Annotated in this window: 17 protein-coding genes; 10 read left to right on the top strand and 7 right to left on the bottom strand. The window is 60.9% G+C overall.

Features of this window, described 5'->3' with window-relative positions:
- Nucleotides 1–10 precede the first annotated feature (10 nt).
- From hemC to G9X64_RS31440, 6 genes are all read left to right on the top strand, one after another.
- Nucleotides 11–940 (top strand): hydroxymethylbilane synthase, encoded by a 930-nt coding sequence (hemC, locus tag G9X64_RS31465; protein WP_003543610.1) that lies wholly within the window; start codon nucleotides 11–13, stop codon nucleotides 938–940.
- Between the two features lie 7 nt (nucleotides 941–947).
- A complete protein-coding gene (locus G9X64_RS31460; RefSeq protein WP_168310230.1) occupies nucleotides 948–1,655 on the top strand; it encodes a uroporphyrinogen-III synthase in 708 nt (235 codons plus the stop codon).
- Between the two features lie 90 nt (nucleotides 1,656–1,745).
- A complete protein-coding gene (locus tag G9X64_RS31455; RefSeq protein WP_171378122.1) occupies nucleotides 1,746–2,996 on the top strand; it encodes a COG4223 family protein in 1,251 nt (416 codons plus the stop codon).
- 4 nt (nucleotides 2,997–3,000) lie between these two features.
- Complete coding sequence (locus G9X64_RS31450; RefSeq protein WP_171378121.1) at nucleotides 3,001–4,617, top strand: heme biosynthesis protein HemY; 1,617 nt, start codon at nucleotides 3,001–3,003, stop codon at nucleotides 4,615–4,617.
- Nucleotides 4,618–4,634: 17 nt separating this feature from the next.
- Nucleotides 4,635–5,120 carry a tellurite resistance TerB family protein gene (locus G9X64_RS31445; protein ID WP_131139474.1) on the top strand — a complete coding sequence of 162 codons (486 nt, stop codon included), beginning with the start codon at nucleotides 4,635–4,637 and terminating at the stop codon, nucleotides 5,118–5,120.
- Nucleotides 5,089–5,862 carry a glutamine amidotransferase gene (locus G9X64_RS31440; RefSeq protein ID WP_171378120.1) on the top strand — a complete coding sequence of 258 codons (774 nt, stop codon included), beginning with the start codon at nucleotides 5,089–5,091 and terminating at the stop codon, nucleotides 5,860–5,862. The genes G9X64_RS31445 and G9X64_RS31440 overlap by 32 nt, the downstream gene beginning before the upstream one ends.
- Before the next feature lie 24 nt (nucleotides 5,863–5,886).
- Here G9X64_RS31440 and G9X64_RS31435 read toward each other — a convergent pair whose 3' ends face one another.
- Nucleotides 5,887–7,122 (bottom strand): MFS transporter, encoded by a 1,236-nt coding sequence (locus tag G9X64_RS31435; protein WP_171378119.1) that lies wholly within the window; start codon nucleotides 7,120–7,122, stop codon nucleotides 5,887–5,889.
- 139 nt (nucleotides 7,123–7,261) lie between these two features.
- Between G9X64_RS31435 and G9X64_RS31430 the strand changes: the two genes are divergently transcribed.
- Together G9X64_RS31430 and G9X64_RS31425 are read left to right on the top strand one after the other, a co-directional pair.
- Nucleotides 7,262–7,552, top strand: coding sequence for a YggT family protein (locus G9X64_RS31430; RefSeq protein WP_018448228.1), 291 nt, complete (start codon nucleotides 7,262–7,264; stop codon nucleotides 7,550–7,552).
- Nucleotides 7,549–7,860, top strand: coding sequence for a DUF167 domain-containing protein (locus tag G9X64_RS31425; RefSeq protein WP_171378118.1), 312 nt, complete (start codon nucleotides 7,549–7,551; stop codon nucleotides 7,858–7,860). Before G9X64_RS31430 ends, G9X64_RS31425 begins: the two co-directional genes overlap by 4 nt.
- Before the next feature lie 4 nt (nucleotides 7,861–7,864).
- Here the strand turns inward: G9X64_RS31425 and ppa are convergent, their stop codons facing one another.
- From ppa to G9X64_RS31405, 4 genes are all read right to left on the bottom strand, one after another.
- Nucleotides 7,865–8,401, bottom strand: coding sequence for an inorganic diphosphatase (ppa, locus tag G9X64_RS31420; RefSeq protein WP_112906684.1), 537 nt, complete (start codon nucleotides 8,399–8,401; stop codon nucleotides 7,865–7,867).
- Nucleotides 8,402–8,603: 202 nt separating this feature from the next.
- The gene (locus tag G9X64_RS31415; RefSeq protein WP_003543622.1) at nucleotides 8,604–9,110 is read right to left on the bottom strand and encodes a GNAT family N-acetyltransferase; all 507 of its coding nucleotides are present in this window, start codon (nucleotides 9,108–9,110) and stop codon (nucleotides 8,604–8,606) included.
- Nucleotides 9,111–9,357: 247 nt separating this feature from the next.
- Complete coding sequence (gene typA, locus G9X64_RS31410; RefSeq protein ID WP_168310225.1) at nucleotides 9,358–11,178, bottom strand: translational GTPase TypA; 1,821 nt, start codon at nucleotides 11,176–11,178, stop codon at nucleotides 9,358–9,360.
- Nucleotides 11,179–11,336: 158 nt separating this feature from the next.
- Nucleotides 11,337–13,409 carry a M3 family metallopeptidase gene (locus tag G9X64_RS31405; protein ID WP_171378117.1) on the bottom strand — a complete coding sequence of 691 codons (2,073 nt, stop codon included), beginning with the start codon at nucleotides 13,407–13,409 and terminating at the stop codon, nucleotides 11,337–11,339.
- A 229-nt stretch (nucleotides 13,410–13,638) separates the two neighbouring features.
- Between G9X64_RS31405 and G9X64_RS31400 the strand changes: the two genes are divergently transcribed.
- On the top strand, nucleotides 13,639–14,070 hold the full coding sequence (locus tag G9X64_RS31400) for a hypothetical protein (RefSeq protein WP_171378116.1): 432 nt from the start codon (nucleotides 13,639–13,641) through the stop codon (nucleotides 14,068–14,070).
- Between the two features lie 102 nt (nucleotides 14,071–14,172).
- Here G9X64_RS31400 and G9X64_RS31395 read toward each other — a convergent pair whose 3' ends face one another.
- A complete protein-coding gene (locus G9X64_RS31395) occupies nucleotides 14,173–14,814 on the bottom strand; it encodes a LysE family translocator (protein WP_168303384.1) in 642 nt (213 codons plus the stop codon).
- A 369-nt stretch (nucleotides 14,815–15,183) separates the two neighbouring features.
- Complete coding sequence (locus tag G9X64_RS31390; RefSeq protein ID WP_168310221.1) at nucleotides 15,184–15,876, bottom strand: winged helix-turn-helix transcriptional regulator; 693 nt, start codon at nucleotides 15,874–15,876, stop codon at nucleotides 15,184–15,186.
- Between the two features lie 166 nt (nucleotides 15,877–16,042).
- Between G9X64_RS31390 and G9X64_RS31385 the strand changes: the two genes are divergently transcribed.
- Nucleotides 16,043–17,200, top strand: a complete 1,158-nt coding sequence (locus G9X64_RS31385; RefSeq protein WP_168310220.1) for an acyl-CoA dehydrogenase family protein — start codon at nucleotides 16,043–16,045, stop codon at nucleotides 17,198–17,200.
- The last annotated feature ends 209 nt before the right edge of the window (nucleotides 17,201–17,409 follow it).

Raw genomic sequence — 17,409 nt, 5'->3', positions numbered from 1 at the left:
AATAGAGCGGATGCAAACAAAACCTTTCCGGATCGGCACGCGGGGCAGCCCGCTTGCGCTTGCCCAGGCGCATGAGGCCCGCGACAGGCTGATGGCGGCGCATCATCTGCCCGAGGACATGTTCGAGATCGTCGTGCTGACGACCAAGGGCGACCGCATCACCGACCGGTCGCTTGCCGAGATCGGCGGCAAGGGCCTGTTCACCGAAGAGCTCGAACAGAAGCTTACCGCCGGCGAGCTCGATTTCGCCGTGCATTCCGCCAAGGACATGGCGACGAAGCTGCCCGAGGGGCTTTATCTGTCTGCCTATCTGCCGCGTGAAGATATCCGCGACGCTGTCATCGGTCGCACCGCGCGCAAACTGATCGACCTGCCTCATGGCGCCACCGTCGGTTCATCCTCGCTCCGCCGCCAGGCACTGATCCGCCGTATGCGGCCTGACATCAACGTCATTACCTTCCGTGGCCTCGTCGAAACCCGCCTGCGCAAGCTCGAAGAGGGCGAGGTGGATGCGACCCTGCTGGCGCTTGCCGGCCTGAAACGCCTCGGCAAGGTCGACGTACTGACCGATATCCTTGATCCCGACACGTTCCCGCCGGCGCCGGCGCAGGGGGCGATCTGCATCGAAAGCCGCATCGGCGATGCCAGGGTCGACGATCTGCTGGCGCCGGTCAACGATATCACGACCTTCGACACCGTCTCCTGCGAACGCGCCTTCCTCGCGGCACTCGACGGGTCTTGCCGTACGCCGATCGGCGGTTATGCCGTCTGCGAAGGCGACCTGATCCGGTTCTCCGGCCTCATCATCACGCCCGACGGACGCAGCCAGCATGCGGTGACGACCGACGGCCACCGCCGCGATGCGGCAGCACTCGGCACCCGCGCCGGCCAGGACGTGCGCGCGAGGGCCGGCAGCGCCTTTTTCGACGACTGGCACTGAAGCAGCCATGCGCGTGCTCGTCACCCGCCCCGCGTATTCGGCGACGAGAACCGCACAACGTCTGCGCGATATGGGTCACGAGCCGCTGCTGCTGCCGCTGCGTCAGCCGCTGCATGACAGCGCCGCCGCCCTAGTCGCGCTTGCAACCACCAGCGGCGCAATCGCGGTGACCAGCGCCGAAGCCGTCAGGGTCCTCTCCGCGCTTGGCGAGCAACTTCGTCCGCATCTTGCCCGCCCGCTTTTTGCGGTCGGGGAAACGACGGCGGAAGAGGCGCGCAGCCTTGGCTTCCGATCGGTCGCCTCATCCCAGGGCAACGGCCGTGATCTTGCCGATCTCGTTGCGGCGCGAGGAACCGACGGGTTACTCTATCTTGCCGGCATGCCGCGCGCCGAAACTTTCGAAGCAGGATTGCGCGAACGCAGCATCCGTTTTTCCGTCGCCGAATGCTATCGCATGCAGCCGGTCGTTCCCGGCCCGGCCGAGATCGAAGCTATTTTCTCTAGGTCTCGCCCTGAGGCCATCCTCTTCTATTCCCGCCAGACAGCAGAGGATTTCTTCCGCGTGCCGGAACTGCGATCGGCCCTGCCGGAACACAGTGCAGCCCGCCTTCTCTGCCTCAGCGAGGCGGTGGCGCAAGCCATCCCGACGGCTCTGAAAAAAAGCGTCGAGATTTCACCGATGGCGGATGAGAAAAGTCTTCTGTCGCTGCTTTGAAGGCTCTAACCGCCCAAATTTGATCTAACCTCTTCCCTTAACTGGCATCACTGTCTAGTTTCTTTGCAATGCAGAATAAAAGAGGACCTCATGGTATCGGGAAACCCGCCACGCCATTCGAAGAGCGCCGACGAGCCGGTCACGATCGACCTCGATGCACAGGAATTCGCCGCTGCAGCCGATACCGAAAAACCGGTAGACAATGAAACCGCCGACGCCACCAGCCCCGCTGCCGCCGATGTCGGCCTGCCGCCCGAAACCGAGACTGCGTCGCATGCCGAATATGAAGAGAAGCCTGCGATGGATGCGCCGGAGGAGGAACCGGTAGCCCCGCAACCTTCCTTTGCCCCTCCTCCTGAACAGCCCGCGCCGAAGAGCGCCGGCACCTCCGGCCTGATTGCCGCCGGCATCTTCGGCGGCCTCGTGGCGCTGCTTGGCGCCGGCGCCATCCAGTATGCCGGTTACCTCCCTGGCTCCTCCACACCGCAGACGACCTCGCCGGAGACGGCCGATCTTGCCGGTGAGATCGACGGCCTGAAACAGACCGTCGCCAGCCTTGCCGCCAATCCGGCGAGCACGGATGACGGCGAGCTTGCGAAACGCGTCGCTGCGCTGGAAACGGCTGCCAAGGCCCCCGCAGTCGCCGCACTGACCGATTCTGGTAACGTCGAGGCACTCAACCAGAAGATTGCGAAACTGACCGGTCAGGTCGACCAGCTGCGCTCGACACTTGCCCAGTCTTCCGAGCAGCAGACCACGAACCGCGCCGATATCGCCAAGCGCCTCGAAGAGGCCGAAAAGAAGCTGAACGAGCCGCGCGAGGACGTCGCCGTTGCCCGGGCGATCGCCGCTGCCGCCTTGAAGGCGGCGATCGATCGCGGTGGCCCGTTCCTGGCCGAACTCGACACCTTCGCCGGCGTCGCGCCCGACGATCCGACAGTCGCTGACCTTAAAGCCTTTGCCGAGACCGGCATTCCCTCCCGCACCGAGCTGGTGGCCGAGGTTCCCGATGTCGCCACCGCGATCGTCGAAGCCGTCAACCAGCCGGATCCGAACCAGAGCTGGTCGGACCGGCTGATGTCGAGCGCCAAATCGCTGGTGAGCGTCCGTCCCGTCGGCAATATCGAGGGCGAAAGCGTCGAAGCCATTGCCGCCCGCATGGAGGAGAAGGTGAAGAGCGGCGACCTGCCCGGCGCTTCCGCCGAATGGAACAGCCTGCCCGCCCTCGGCAAACAGGCGTCCGCCGCCTTCAAGCAATCGCTCGAAGCGCGCATCCGCGTCGAGGAACTGGTCGGCGGCGCGCTGTCGAAAGCCGTCTCCGGCACCGGCAAGGAAGGATAAGACCATGCTGATCCGCCTTGTCGTCTTTGCCCTCTTCGTGCTGCTTCTTGCCTATGGCTTCTCCTGGCTCGCCGATCGTCCCGGTGACCTCTCGCTGATCTGGGAGGGCCAGATCTACCAGACGAAGTTGATCGTCGCTGCCAGCGCGATCATCGCCCTCGTCGCCGCCGTGATGATCGCCTGGTGGTTCGTCCGCCTGGTCTGGACCTCGCCGCATTCGGTGACGCGTTATTTCCGCGCCCGCAAGCGGGACCGCGGTTATCAGGCGCTGTCGACCGGTCTGATCGCCGCCGGCGCCGGCAACGCGCTGCTTGCCCGCAAGATGGCCGCCCGCTCGCGCGGCCTGATCCGCGCCGATCAGGAACCGCTGATCAACCTGCTCGAGGCCCAGGCCGCCCTGATCGAAGGCCGCCATGATGAGGCACGCGCCAAGTTCGAGGCCATGGCCAACGATCCCGAGACGCGCGAACTCGGTCTGCGTGGCCTCTATCTGGAAGCCCGCCGTCTCGGGGCCAACGAGGCCGCCCGCCAATATGCCGAAAAGGCCGCCGACAACGCGCCATATCTGCCCTGGGCCGCACAGGCGACGCTCGAATATCGCAGCCAGGCCGGCCGCTGGGATGATGCGATCCGCCTGCTCGAACAGCAGAAGGCCGCCCGCGTCGTCGAAAAGGCCGAAGCCAACCGTCTGCACGCCGTCCTTCTGACGGCGCGCGCCGGCGAGAAGCTGGAAAGCAACCCGACGGGTGCCCGCGACGACGCTCTGCAGGCGCTGAAGCTTGCCGCCGATTTCATTCCGGCAGCCCTTATTGCCGCAAAGGCGCTGTTTCGCGAAGGCGGCGTGCGCAAGGCCGCCTCGATCCTCGAACAGGCATGGAAATCGGCACCTCATCCCGAGATCGGCCAAGCCTATGTCCGGGCCCGCAGCGGCGATTCCACGCTCGACCGGCTGAAGCGCGCCGAGCGACTGGAAGGGCAGCGCCCGAACAACGTCGAATCCCTTCTCGTCGTCGCCCAGGCAGCACTCGATGCGCAGGAATTCGCCAAGGCTCGTGCCAAGGCGGAAGCGGCGGCGCGCATGCAGCCGCGTGAAGCCGCCTACCTGCTGTTGGCCGACATCGAAGAAGCCGAAACCGGAGACCAGGGCCGTGTGCGCCATTGGCTGGCCCAGGCGCTCAAGGCACCGCGCGATCCGGCCTGGGTGGCAGACGGCTTCGTATCCGACAAGTGGCTGCCGGTATCGCCGGTGACCGGCCGTCTCGACGCCTTCGAATGGAAGGCGCCCTTCGGCCAGATCGAGGGTGCACTCGAAGACGGTTCGGCGCCAGCCTCGATCGAAACGGCTTTGAAGACATTGCCGCCACTGCGTGACGTTAAGCCGGAAAGCCCGGTCAACGACCATCGCATCATTGAGCTGGAACGCGCCGCGACGATTGCCGAGGCTGTGCGCCCCACGCCGGCACCGACACCGGCAAAACCGAAACCCATCGAACCAGCCGCGGGCGATAAAGCGCCCGCACCGAGCGAGGCAAAACCTTTCTTTGGCGGACTGCCGGATGATCCCGGCGTTCGCGATCCCAGGGTGGAACCGGAACCCAAGACACGGCTCCGCCTTTTCTGAAATGGAACGAAAACCGCATGTTCGAACGCTTTCAGGCATTCTTCCAGAAGCTCACCGCCGACAACCCGAAGAAAGGTTTTGCCCCTGATGATCCGCGCATCACAGTGGCAGCGCTCTGCATGCAGGTCATGGAGGCCGACGGCCAGATCAAAGCCAGCGAGAAGAAACGGCTGCGCAAGCTCCTGAAGGAGCAGTATGCGCTCGACGGCAAGCAGCTCGATGCTCTGATGGCCGCCGGCCTCGAGGCCGAAAGCTCCGCCGTCGACTATTATCGCTTTACCGCCGACCTGAAACGCCATCTCAATACCGAGCAACGGCTGGAGCTGATCGGCATCCTCTGGGACATCGTCTATGCCGATGGCGAGCGCAGCGAGATGGAAGACCATGTGATCTGGCGTATCGCCGATCTGCTCGGCGTCTCCTCGCGCGAGCGCATCCAGAAGCGGCAGGAGGCCGCCGCCAGGGTGACCGATGTCCAGGTTGCACAAGATGATACCGACTGAGCAAATCAAGAATCGCGACAGGCGCCCGATCCTCATCGTTCTGCATCAGGAGCGGTCGAGCCCCGGCCGTGTCGGCCAATTGCTCGTCGAAAAGGGCTACCGCCTGGATATCCGTCGCCCGGTTCTCGGCGAGCCGCTTCCGACGACACTGAAAGACCATGCCGGCGTCGTCGTCTTCGGCGGGCCGATGAGCGCCAATGATCCCGATGACTTCGTCAAGAAGGAGATCGACTGGATCGACATTCCGCTGCGGGAGAAACGCCCCTATCTCGGCATCTGCCTCGGCGCGCAGATGCTGGTGCGTCATCTCGGCGGCAAGGTACAGTCGAACGCCGACGGCTCGACGGAGATCGGCTGGTATCCGCTGCACCCGACCGAAAAAGGCCGCCTGCTGATGCACTGGCCGAAGATGGTCTATCATTTCCACCGCGAGGGATTCGAGCTTCCGCGCGGCGCCGACCTGCTGGCCGAAGGCGATGCCTATCCGAACCAGGCCTTCCGCTACGACGGCAACGCCTGGGGCCTGCAGTTCCATGCCGAACTGACCCGGGTGATGATGCATCGCTGGGTCGTGCATGGCGCCCACCGCTTCATCCTGCCGAACGCCCAGCAGGGTCGCGAACATCTCGAAGGCCGCATGCTCTTCGACGCGCCGCTGAAGGGCTGGCTAACCGAATTCCTCGACATCGTCTTCGAGGGAAAGACGGCGAAGGCGGCGTCCTCTATCGCTCTTCGCGCATAACCCGAGAATCGATTCAGATCGCCGTCAGGCTCCGGGCGCGTCGAGCGTATCGATCCTGCGCAATTTGGGGAAACTCGACGCCCAGATCGCCGCCACAACAAGCGTCCCGACTCCCCCGATGACGACTGCCGGCACCGCGCCGAAGATCGCCGCCATCGTGCCCGCCCTGAATTCCCCGAGTTCGTTCGAAGCGCCGACGAAGACCATGTTGACCGCATTGACGCGGCCGCGCAGCTGATCCGGCGTCCAGAGCGCAATCAGGCTCTCGCGCACATAGACCGACACCATGTCGGCCGCTCCCATCAGCGCCAGCGCCGCGATCGAGACCTCGGTGTTGGTCGAGATGCCAAAGATGATCGTTCCGACGCCGAACAGGGCGACGCCGATGAACATGTAGATGCCGGCGCGATGTCTGAGCGGATAGGCGGCAAGAAAGATCGCCATGACGATGGCGCCAAGTCCCGGTGCGGCGCGCAGCAGTCCGAGGCCCCAGGGACCGAGGGTGAGGATATCGCGCGCAAAAATCGGCATCAGCGCCGTGGCCCCGCCGAGCAGTACGGCGAAGAGATCGAGCGAAATCGCCCCGAGCACCACCTTTTCGGCACGGATGAAGCTGAAGCCGCCGAGGATCATCGCCCAGCTCTTGGTCTCGCCGGTCGTCTTCTGCACCGGTTTCGGGATCATGTAGAGAAGGGCGGCACCGAGCACGGAAAAGATCACCGCCACCGTATAGGCGGTCGGCGCACTGACACCGTAAAGCAGACCGCCGAGCACAGGGCCGGTGATTGCCGCGAGCTGCCAGGACGACGAATTCCAGGCGATCGCATTGGAGAGTGCCTCTTCCGGCACGAGATTGGGGGCCAGCGACTGCACTGCCGGCGACATGAAGGCGCGCTCGATGCCGAAGATCAAAAGCACTGCGAAGACAGGCAGCGGCGTAAAGCTTCCCATCAAAGTCATGACAAGCAATGCCAGCGTGCAGAGCGCGCTCACCAGCGAGCAGAGTGCGGCGATCGCCCGGCGATTGTACCGATCGGCCACCGAACCGGTGACGAGAATGAGCAGCAGCGACGGCAGGAACTGCACGAGACCGATCAAACCGAGATAAATCGCGCTGCCCGTCTGGTCGTACATCTGCCAGCCGACCGCGACGCTGACGATCTGCTGCGAGAAGGAAAGCAGGAAGCGCGCGAAGAAGAACCGCGTGTAGGACGAATGCCGGAACGCGGCAAAACGGTCTCCGGTGGGCGAAAACGACATGGAGGTTTTCCGAGGAGACGGGCGCCGGAAGAGCTGCAAAGCCGCCCGTTAAACATGATTCACCGTGCGTTTCCACACGGCACTTGCCCGTTTAGTCGCCAATGTCTACATGTCTGTCAACAACGAATTGGAGACGATGATGTTTGCGCTTTTTCAAACCATTGATTTGGCTTTGAATATTTACACCTGGATCCTGATTGCCAGTGCCATTTTTTCCTGGCTCTATGCTTTCAATGTTATCAATTCCAGCAATCAGTTCGTCAATTCGGTCGGCACATTCCTCTATAATGTCACCGAACCGGTGCTGAAGCCGATCCGCCGCCTGCTGCCGAACCTTGGCGGCATCGACATTTCGCCGATCATCCTGCTGCTGATCATCTTCTTCCTGCGCACCCTGCTTTGGACCACGCTATACCCGCTGGTCGCTTGAGCCGTCCCTGGAGCGTTTTCGGTGACCATCTGCGCCTCGCTGTCCGGCTGACGCCGAATGGCGGGCGTGACGCTCTCGATGGCATTGAGGCCGACGGCGAGGGCGAAGCTTTCCTGAAGGCACGCGTCACTGCCGTGCCCGAGAAAGGCAAGGCCAACAAGGCACTCATCCTTTTGATCGCAAAATCCCTGCGCATTCCCAAATCCAGCGTCAGCCTCGTCTCGGGTGAGACCGCGCGCAAAAAAATCCTCCGGATCGACGGCGATCCGGAGGATTTGGTAGAAAAGCTCGAGATATTTTTGGGCTGAGCGATCAGCCTTTGGTCTTCTTGGCGCGCTCGACGGCTTCGAGGATGAGTTCGCCTGCTTCCTTGGAGTCGCCCCAGCCGAAGATCTTCACCCACTTGCCGGGTTCCAGATCCTTGTAGTGCTCGAAGAAGTGCTCGATCTGCTTCAGCGTGATCTCGGGAAGATCGGTGTAGTCCTTCACCTTCTCATAGCGCAGCGTCAGCTTCGGCGACGGCACGGCGATGATCTTCTCGTCCTTGCCGGAATTGTCTTCCATCTTCAGGACACCGATCGGGCGCACATTGATGACGCAGCCGGGAACCAGCGGGCGGGTGCTGGCGATCAGCACGTCGATCGGGTCGCCGTCTTCCGACAGCGTGTGCGGCACGAAACCATAATTGCCCGGATAGGTCATCGGCGTATAGAGGAAACGATCGACCACCAGCGTGCCGGCTTCCTTGTCCATCTCATACTTGATGGGATGACCGCCGACCGGAACCTCAACGATAACGTTGACGTCCTCAGGTGGATTGTTACCGATTGAAATGGCGTCGATGCGCATAAGAAACTCCCGCGAGGTTGAATGTGCTGGCAGCCAGATAATCAGTTTCATGTGGCAACGCAACATCGCACAGCGCCAATGCTTGACTGCATTGGCCCACATTCACATCAAAAGTTTCTAAGAGGAGATAGGCGAACGCCGACTCCAGCGCCGCGCGTCTTTTTCAGACGCCAAACGACGCTGTGGCATTTTGAATGGCCGTTCAGCTCCAGATGAAGCCGATCTTCTTCAACTGCCTGTGGTCGAAACTTTCCATGCCTTCGCAGAAATCGACGCCGCCATGATTACGGTAGAAGTGGCTGGCGGTCTCGTTATCCTCGAGGCACCAGACGACCAGCCCGTTGCAGCCGAGCGACTTCAGGAGCCGGCGCGCCTCGCCGAACAGCATCCTGCCAAGGCCGATGCCCTGATACTCAGGTCGAAGATAAAGCTCGTAAATCTCGCCTTCCTGCGGCAGAGCACGGGCGCGGTTGAGGCCGAGCGTCGCATAGCCGGCGACTGTCCCGGCAACATCTAGAACCAGCAGCGTTGCCGGCCCGCGCGTCGCCTTGCGCCACCAGCTTTCGCCGCGCCGCTCGATCATCTGCGTCAGCGCGCGATGCGGAATGATGCCCGCATAGGTGTGTTGCCAGGCAAGCCTGTGTGTTTCCGATATGGCTCGGGCATCTTGCGGCTCGGCCCGCCGGACATCGATCGACAACGTCTTCATAACGTTTACTCTGGTCCCGCCGCAGGCAACTAACCATATGCGCAGAGGCATTGTGATCGATTGCCCACAGACTTGATATGTGGACGATGATCAAAAGTTAACGCTTTTTTAACGATTGTCACAAGACGGAATCGACGCGGCGCACAATAAAAAAACCCGGCACGAGGGCCGGGGTTTTTAAGGATTGCTCTCGAGCGCCGCGCCTCTTTTCGAGAGACCCAAGACGCTGTAGCACTTTGAATGGCTCTCAGAGGGCCGCCTTAGACTTTTCGAAACGCTTGCGATCGTTTGCGTCGAGATACATCTTGCGCAGACGAATATTCTTCGGCGTCACTTCCATCAACTCGTCATCCTGAATCCAGGAGAGCGCGCGATCAAGCGTCATGCGGATCGGCGGCGTCAGCTTCACCGCTTCGTCCTTGCCGGCGGCGCGGATGTTGGTGAGCTGCTTGCCCTTCAGGACGTTGACTTCAAGATCGTTGTCGCGCGAATGGATGCCGATGATCATGCCGGCATAGACCTTTTCGCCCGGCTCGATGATCATCGGGCCACGATCTTCCAAATTGAACATCGCATAGGCGACGGCTTCGCCGGGGGCGTTGGCGAGCAGCACCCCATTGACGCGGCCACCGATCACACCCTTGTAGGGCTGGTAGTCGTGGAACAGGCGGTTCATGATCGCCGTGCCGCGCGTATCCGTCAGCAGTTCCGACTGGTAGCCGATCAGGCCACGGGTCGGCGCGTAGAAACGCAGGCGGAGACGGTTGCCGCCCGACGGACGCAGCTCGACCATTTCGGCCTTGCGCTCGGACATCTTCTGCACGACGACACCGGAATGTTCTTCGTCGACGTCGATGACGACCTCCTCGACCGGCTCAAGAAGCTGGCCGCTTTCGTCCTTGTGCATCACGACGCGCGGACGCGACACGGCAAGCTCGAAGCCTTCGCGACGCATGGTTTCGATGAGAACGGCGAGCTGAAGTTCGCCGCGGCCGGACACATAGAACGAATCCTTGCCTTCGGCTTCTTCGATCTTCAGGGCGACGTTGCCTTCTGCTTCCTTGAAGAGGCGGTCGCGGATGACGCGGCTCGTCACCTTGTCGCCTTCGGTGCCGGCCAGCGGGCTATCGTTGACGATGAACGACATGGTGACAGTCGGCGGATCGATCGGTTGCGCCTGCAGCGGCTCGGTGACCGAGGGATCGCAGAAGGTATCGGCGACCGTGCCCTTGGAAAGGCCGGCGATCGCGACGATGTCGCCCTGATGCGCTTCGTCGATTGCCGTGCGCTCGATGCCGCGGAAAGCGAGGATTTTCGAAATACGGCCGGTTTCGATCGTCTTTCCGTCTGCGTGGAGAACCTTCACAGCCTGGTTCGGCTTGATGGAACCGGAATTGATACGACCGGTGATGATGCGACCGAGGAAGGGGTTGGCTTCGAGGATCGTGCCGATCATCGTGAACGGACCTTCGTGGACGGTCGGCTCCGGAACATGCTTGAGCACCAGGTCGAGAAGCGGCGTAAGACCCTGATCCTTCGGACCTTCCGGATTGACGTTCATCCAGCCATCGCGGCCCGAACCGTAGAGGATCGGGAAGTCGAGCTGCTCGTCGGTCGCGTCGAGGTTCGCAAAGAGGTCGAAGACTTCGTTGATCACTTCTTCGTGGCGGCCATCAGGACGGTCGATCTTGTTGATCGCGACGATTGGACGAAGGCCAACCTTCAGCGCCTTGCCGACCACGAACTTGGTCTGCGGCATCGGGCCTTCGGACGCATCGACGAGAACGATCGCGCCATCCACCATCGAGAGAATGCGCTCGACTTCACCACCGAAGTCGGCGTGGCCGGGGGTGTCGACGATGTTGATGCGGACACCCTTCCATTCCACCGAGGTCGCCTTGGCGAGGATGGTGATGCCGCGTTCCTTTTCGAGATCATTCGAGTCCATCACGCGTTCAGCGACACGCTGATTTTCGCGGAACGAGCCGGACTGCTTGAGAAGCTCATCCACCAGGGTCGTTTTGCCATGGTCAACGTGCGCGATGATCGCGATATTGCGAAGTGCCATATGTGAAATCTCTGAGGCTGGGGCGCACGCTCTAGAGGGCGCGCCTATTAGTTTGGGGCGTCCATACAGTTTTTTTTGCGTTTGCGAAAGGGGGGGAACGCGCAAAAGCTGCGGCAAGGCTGTCGCCCAGCCGCATCATGGCATGTCATCAAATTGTCTTAGGCGTCGCTGCCTGTCAATTCCTCGAAGGTCGAAAGTCCCTTTTTGACAAGCATCGCATCCGGGCTCGGCAGCTTGCCGCGGAAGGCCTTGTAGGCGTCTTCCGGATCGACCGAACCGCCGACGGAATAGATATTGTCCTTGAGCTTGCGCGCCATCTCGCCGTTGAAGGCGTCTCCCGTCTCCTCGAAGGCGGCAAAGGCGTCGGCGTCGAGCACCTCCGACCACATGTATGAGTAATAGCCGGCCGAATAGCCGCCGGAGAAGATGTGCTGGAAGTGCGGTGTCGCATGGCGCATGACGATCGACTTCGGCATGCCGATCTCGGCCAGCACCTCCGCCTGCACCGCCATCGGATCCTCGACGGCCTCGCGCGTGTGAAACGCCATATCGACAAGCGCCGACGAGGTGAACTCGACGGTATTGAAGCCGGCATTGAAGGTGCGGGCGGCAAGTACCTTGTCGAGCAGGGCCTGCGGCATCGGCTCGCCGGTTTCGACATGCACGGCATAGCGCTTCAGAATATCGGGCACCGTCAGCCAGTGCTCATAGAGCTGCGACGGCAGCTCGACGAAATCGCGCGAGACGCCGGTGCCCGCAACCGAGGGATAGGTGACGTTCGAAAGCATGCCGTGAAGCGCATGGCCGAATTCGTGGAATAGCGTGCGGGCATCGTCGAGCGACAGCAGCGCCGGCTTGGCGAAGTTGCAGACATTGTAGATGATCGGCAATTCACCGTGGCGGCCGTTCTTCAGCTCCAGCCTGTGCTGCGATTGCAGCGAGCTCATCCAGGCGCCTGATCGTTTCGAGCTGCGGGCGAAATAATCGCCAAGGAACAGGGCGACGAGCTTGTCCTCGCGATCCCTGATTTCGAACACCCTGACGTCAGGGTGATAGGCGGCCACACCCTTTTTCTCGACGGCCCGGATGCCGAACAGCCGGCCGGCCACGTCGAAGCAGGCTTCGATGATCTTCTCGAGCTGGAGATAAGGCTTGAGCTCGGCCTCGGAGAAATCGAACTTCCGCGCCCGGATCTTTTCGGCATAGTGGCGCCAATCCCAGGGCATCACCTCGTGGTTCCGGCCTTCCTCGGTGATCAGCGCCGCGATATCGGCCTCCTCCTCGCCGGCGCGTTTCACCGCCCGCGCCCAGACGGCCTTGAGCAGGTCGTTCACCGCATCCGCCGTCTTCGCCATCGTATTGTCGAGTTTCAGCTCTGCGAAATTGCCGTAGCCAAGCAGCGTCGCCACCTGATGGCGCAGCGCCAGCATTTCCCTGATGACGGCGCGATTGTCCGTCTCCCCGTCATTTTCGCCGCGCGCCACCCACGCCTTGAAAGCCTGCTCGCGCAGATCGCGGCGCTCCGAGAAGGTGAGGAAGGGCTCGATGATCGAGCGCGACAGCGTCACCGCATATTTGCCCTCCTCGCCGCGCTCGCGCGCTGCTGCCGCCATCGCGTCGCGAAGGAATTCCGGCAGGCCCTCGAGCTCGGCGCTGTCCGAAAGGACCAGCGCCCAGGCCTTTTCGTCGGCCAGCACGTTCTGGCCGAATTGCGTCCCGAGGGCGGCAAGCTTTTCATTGATCGCGGCGAGTTTTTCCTGCTCGGCCTTGTCAAGCTTGGCGCCCGATTTGACGAAACCTTTCCAGTGGCGTTCCAGAACGCGTGTCTGTTCGAGCGTCAGGCCAAGCGTCTCGCGATTCTCCCAGAGCGTGTCGATGCGGGCAAAAAGCGCTGCATTCATGCCGATCTTCGAATAGTGGCGCGACATCTTCGGCGAGATCTCCCGCTCCAGCGCCTGGATCACATCATTGGTATGCGCGCCCGCCTTGTTCCAGAACAGCGCCGAAACACGCGACAGCGCGTCGCCGGCAATCTCCAGCGCCACGACCGTATTGTCGAATGTCGGCGCATCGCCGTTTCCGGCAATCTCGTCGATCTCATTTTCATGCGCGGCAAGTGCGGCTTCGAAGGCGGCGGCGAAATCGCCGTCATCCAGGGCATCGAAACGCGGCAGGCCGTGAAGACCGTCCCAGGTTATCAGCGCCGGATTGAAATCATGTGGAGAAGGCATCGGAGAATTCCTTTTTGGCATGCAAGTGAATCGGCAATATAGGAGACCCGTCATAGAATTGGTATGTTGCCGGGAAGGACCTTTTGCCCCGCCTGCCAAATTTGGCGAGCGCCTGCCAAATCTGGTGGACAACAATTGATACGTGAAAATTAACCAATCGTTAACGATTGACGCGAATCACGCGCAAGCGCTAGTTTCCAGGTGATCTTCTTGTAAGGGGACATGCGCCATGGAAATTTTTTCTGTGCGGTCTTCTCAGAGTTTGCTTTTTAAAAACAATCCTAATAACGCAAAAAGTTCGAAGACCTCTGATATTGAAATTGAGACCAGAGCTCCCGCCCCGGCCTCGTTCCAGATCGAAGACAATGTTGGCGAAGGCCCGGATTTCACCGCGGTCAGCCCTGGAGAGCTGCGCAATTACGCACGCCAGGGTTTCGATAGTGGCCTGATCGATCAAAACACCTACGCCGCGATCTCCGAACCGCTGCCGATGCATGCGATCGATCCGCTCGGCAACATCATCGATCTCTCCAATGTCACTGACGGCACCAGCTTCAATTTCCTCGATTATTACCAGAACCAGCTACAGATCGCCATGTCGATCGGCGATTCTGACGAGGTCCAGACGCTGAAATCGATCGTCAGCTTCCTGAATGCCTGACCTCATGCATGTCGCCCAAAAGTGCGCGGCAGTTTTGGGCGACATGCATAAATCGAAGAACAAGCGCGTCGCATGTTGCACGTTTGGAGCGACGCGCTTTAATCAGGCCTTGCGCCAGCCGAGCAGGCCGGGCGTTGCGTGCCAGAGCGCCTGAGCGGCAAATCCCATGAAAAGCACGCCGGAGCAGCGCACGATCAGCCGTTCATGGGCACGATAGAAGCGGCGCACCGTACCGGCGCCGATGATGCCGATCAGGATGATGTCGGCCGTCACGAAACCGACGAACGACACGCCGAGAAGCACCGGCAGCGCCTCGAAATCGAGCGCGCCGGCCGAGCCTGCAACGAGTGCAGTGAAGGTGGCGAGCGCCACCGGATAACCCTTTGGATTGGTGACGCCGAAGATCAGACCGCGGCGAAACGGCCGCTCGACCACAACAAGCGCCTGCCCTTCCGCTTTCGGCTTGGCATTGACGGCACTCCAGCCGATCCAGGCGAGGTAGAAGCCGCAGGCGAGGCCGAGCAGGTCGAAGACCAAGGTTCCGATCGTCTTTGCGCCGACGATCGCGATCAGCGCCAGCGACGACCAGATAAGATCCCCGACCAGATGCCCCATCATGAAGAAGGCGCCGGCCTTGCGCCCCTGCCCGGCGCCGATGCCGAGCAGTTGCAGGAAGGCGGGTCCCGGAATGAGCACATAAAAGAGCGCCGCCAGAAAGGCGCCGAAGAGCAAAGACTGCGTCATGGAAATGCTCCGGAGGATGATGACAGCAGACTAAGCGATCACGGCCGTCCGTCAAGGGTGGTGCACTGCCACGAAGAGTGGGATCAGGTAGCAAACGCTACCGGAGGCGGCTTTCGACCCGAGGCGGACATCTGTTCGTTGTTGAAGGATGCGGCTGCTTTGCGCGCCCGCAGTTCCGTCATCCAAGAGCCAGATCGTCTACGCCGAAAGCTGCTGCCGGCGGCGGCTCATTCCGGTTTTAGCAGTCGATTGAGCGGCTATGCGCCAAGAGCGGGCATCGGCTTCTGCAGGAGTGCGTGCCAATTTTCCGGCTGGATGACGGGTCTTCGTTGCTGGATGTATCCGTCAGAACCACTCGCCTTCGATGGTTCAAGCCCTCATCCGGGGGGTTTTGGCAAACACACTAAGACCGAGCCATTCCTGCATGTCCCGCGCGAGGACCCTGTCCCCTTCAAGTTTCAACGTTTCTGCATCGGTTTCCTGACGTATGGTCGTGAGGCCCATCCAAATTGCGGTCATCGAACGGAGCGACCCTTCAACGAGAAGGTCTACATCATAGCCCGGATCGAAGTTGCAGAGATCGACTTTTCCGTCTTCGACCACAAGCCACCAGCTCTTTTGCGCGGCCGAAAGTTCCGGGTACAGAAACTGTATCGTACAACGGCGGGTCGGAAGTCTTCTTGTATCGAGGCTCCGCCGCATGTCCCACATGAGCAGAGAAGGGTCGAGATTCTTCAAGGAAAGTCGCGATTCCATCCACCGTTGAGCCCAATTTCCGAGACCGATGATCAGAGGTCTCAATTCTTCGCCCGCTGCCGTGAGTTGGTAATCGGTAATGCCGTTCGCACTCCTTGTCACCGTGATGACGCCCGATTGTTCTAGTTCTTTCAGTCGTTTTGATAGGAGTGCCGGAGACATTTTTGGTAGACCGCGACGCAACTCATTAAAGCGCGTCGATCCGCAAAGAAATTCGCGGACGACCAAGGTCGTCCACCGCGAGCAGAGGATTTCCGACGCCATTGATACTGGACAGAATTGCCCGTAGCCGTCACGCTCTACCATAAGGACCTCCACCGGTCTGGATCAGGCACAATATTGCAAAACAACCGGTCCGCCAAATGCTCCTTGCCTGGCCATACGTCCGGCGGCGTTCAGTACAGTTCGTGTACTAGCCGCAATTGTGAAACGAGCGCAGAGTCTCAATCCTCACGAGATAGGAGGCATTGATATGCTCGGGCTTACAGAACCAAAACAGAACCTTGCCGGCGGTCGGACCATTGTCGAACTAACCAATTCGGTCCTGCCCACCATCGCGCAACGCGCCGCATCGATCGACGAGAGCAACACCTTCGTCGGCGAGAATTATGCACTGCTAAAGGAATCTGGACTCGTGCGGGCAGGCGTTCCAATCGAATTGGGCGGGCTGGGCGCGGAAGTGCCCGAACTTTCTGAGATGCTCAAATCCATTGCTCATGCATGTGGGTCCACTGCGCTTGCCTTTTCCATGCATACCCATCAAGTCGCCATCCCCGCCTGGCGCTGGCGGCATCAAAAGGTGGCCGCGGTGGAGCCGCTCCTGAGACGTGTTGCATCGGAGCAAATCATATTGCTCTCGAGCGGCGGATCGGACTGGATCGGCGGATCGGGCAAGGCCATGAAAGTTGATGGCGGATACCGGATCACCGCGCGTAAACGCTTCACTTCCGGCGCGGCGGCAGGAAACATCCTGATGACCGGTGCCGTTTATGAAGAGCAGGACGGCGCGCGCTCCGTCATTCATTTTGGCGTTCCGATGGCATCGCCAGAGGTTTCGATAGAGGATACTTGGCGAACACTTGGAATGAGGGGAACCGGGTCAAACGATATCATCATCGAAAACCTCTTCGTGCCGGATGCGAGTGTCGCATTTTCCAGAAGCGCGGGGCAATGGCATCCAGTATTTCAAGTCATCGGCGTGATCGCGTTTCCTCTGATCTACGCGGTCTATCTTGGCGTCGCCGAGAGCGCCCGCGACATCGCAGTCAAGATGGTCCGTAGCAAGGCCAACAGCGATCATGTGATCGGGTTGGTCGGGCGCATGGAAACGTCTCTGAGGGCCGCACAGATCGCGCATCGCTGGATGTTAGAGGTAGTTGCTCGAAACGAACCGTCCGCGGAAACCGTCAACGAGGTTATGATCGGCCGTTCCTTGGTCGCACGGCACGCTATCGAGGTGACGGAGCTTGCAATGGAGGTCGCAGGTGGCGCGGCATTCTATCGAGAGAACGGGCTGGAGCGCTGCTTCCGTGACATACAGGGCGCTCGCTATCATCCGATGCAGCCCGGAGCCCAGGCGCAATACGCGGGTTCATTCGCGCTCGGACTTCCCACCGAGAAGATTTTCTAGCGCCTGGCGCAACGACGAACTCCGCGGACTCATAGGCTAGGTGGGTAGTTTGACGTCCAGAATTCGAATGGACGAGCCCCGCCAGCAGGGACGACAGAGCAACCTCTTGTGCGCTTTGGGCCGATATGCGACCTCGACCACGGCAGGATCGCGCCCTCATGCACGAACCCGCTTCGCGGGAGAGAGTGCGCGGCGAGTTTCGCATGATT

The organism is Rhizobium sophorae, assembly GCF_013087515.1.
GTDB lineage: Bacteria > Pseudomonadota > Alphaproteobacteria > Rhizobiales > Rhizobiaceae > Rhizobium > Rhizobium sophorae.
The sequence above is the reverse complement of the archived record's forward strand: the minus strand, read 5'-3'. Positions and strand labels throughout refer to the sequence as shown.